The following is a 1634-nucleotide window of genomic DNA, read 5'->3' on the forward strand; positions in this document are numbered from 1 at the left end:
CTCGTCAGCCTTACCGGGAGCGGCGGCACCTGCCGCCTTGGTCTGCTCCGGCGGCTTCTTCTCGTCAGCCTTACCGGGAGCGGCGGCACCTGCCGTCTTGGTCTGCTCCGGCGGCTTCTTCTCGTCGGCCTTGCCAGGGGCAGCGCCTGCCACCTTGGGTTGCTCTGGTGGTTTCTGTTCTTTCGCCGTACCGGGGGGACTTTCCCCTGGCACCGGGGTTCGGAAAGAGCCGATCAGCGGATTTTTCTTGGGGTCTGCCATAACTTTTACCTCCAATTTTGTTTTATTTGCTGAAACTTACATCAGTTTGAGGCAAGTTTTCAACCAGTTCCTTTTTACATAGGCGGGCTCTGCCGCTATCTATCCAAATCATGCTGTACCTCTGCCCGGTAGTGATGGTTGATTGTCACCGGTGCGTTGTACAGGGTGGTCAGCAGATACCCCCGGATATTGCGGATTTCCGTTGTATTTCGCCGCAGGCAGTCAAATACATATTCCAAATGTTCATAGGTCAGGCGGAGAAAGCGTTCTCTTACCACGTCTGTGGAAATATAATCACCGCCAATCCGTACCGTGGGACGTGTGGTGTATAGCGTATCTACGATCAGCGCCACGATTTCATCCACATCCTCACAGGCAAATTGACGGCACAAACGGTCATATTCAATATTGGCTTCTATTTCTTTCTCACAGTCGTATCGGTCCATCCATCCGCTTTCTCCTGGGGAAACCGATGGAAGGATGGATTGATTAAGCTGACTATTCTCAGTCTGATTTGATTTAATATAACTCCCGGCGGTTTTTCCGCACTCTAGGCTGCGGTTTTCCCGCGGCCTAGACTGCGGCTTTTCCGCATTCAAGAGTGCGGTTTTCCCGCATTCTTGGCCGCTGATTCTCCGCGGTCTGGAAGATTGCCCCGCCTCCAGCTCCGAAGATGGAGATGGTATATCACGGGTGGTAAACCGCTTCACATAGATTTTTGTAGGACGGCCCTGGCCCTGCCGCACACGCTCAATCAGGCCAAATCCGTTTTTTCCGTTATCCAGTTCTACCAGAAGTTTTGTCGCTTTATCATGGCCGCAGTTCATATCCTCCTGAATTTCATCCAGGGTGTAGTAGATATAGACACGTCCCTGTTTGTCGTACCAGCCGTTTTTTGCGGACAGGCTCATACGGTCCAGCAGCAGACCATACAGCAGCTTGGCATCCGTGGATAACCGTTTGAAGCAATCCCCGGTAATCAGCTGGCGGGGAATCCGATAAAAGGAAAATTGGCTGCTCTCATCTCCGTAGTAATAATCGTAGAGCGCTTTTGCGGCCATGTTACGGCCTCCTTTCCAGACAATAAAAAAGGCGTCCCTTTCGGAACGCCTTTAGCAGGGGAGAGGGTGAATGGCACTCACCGGATATATCAATCTGCAAAACCATTAAAAAATGAATAAGCTCGTTTTGACTTTCATCAAAACGAGCTATTCAGGTTCCCAATGGTGGAGATAAGCGGGATCGAACCGCTGACCTCTTGAATGCCATTCAAGCGCTCTCCCAGCTGAGCTATACCCCCGGATATTTTCCGTGTCGGAATTTTGGGGAACCTTTATGAAATTGTAGAAGCAAATCGAGATTTGATACTCATT

General features: G+C 50.8%; 2 protein-coding genes and 1 tRNA gene. All 3 read right to left on the bottom strand.

What is annotated here, in order from left to right:
* Positions 1-261 (bottom strand): hypothetical protein (locus tag C816_RS24230; protein WP_016321835.1); only part of this gene is annotated, 261 nt, incomplete at its 3' end.
* A gap of 95 nt (positions 262-356) precedes the next feature.
* The gene (locus C816_RS07725; protein WP_016321836.1) at positions 357-1322 is read right to left on the bottom strand and encodes a DUF6017 domain-containing protein; all 966 of its coding nucleotides are present in this window, start codon (positions 1320-1322) and stop codon (positions 357-359) included.
* Positions 1323-1485: 163 nt separating this feature from the next.
* Positions 1486-1561 (bottom strand) — tRNA-Ala (locus tag C816_RS07730).
* Between the last annotated feature and the right edge of the window lie 73 nt (positions 1562-1634).

It is taken from the genome of Oscillibacter sp. 1-3 (genome assembly GCF_000403435.2).
Taxonomy (GTDB): domain Bacteria; phylum Bacillota; class Clostridia; order Oscillospirales; family Oscillospiraceae; genus Oscillibacter.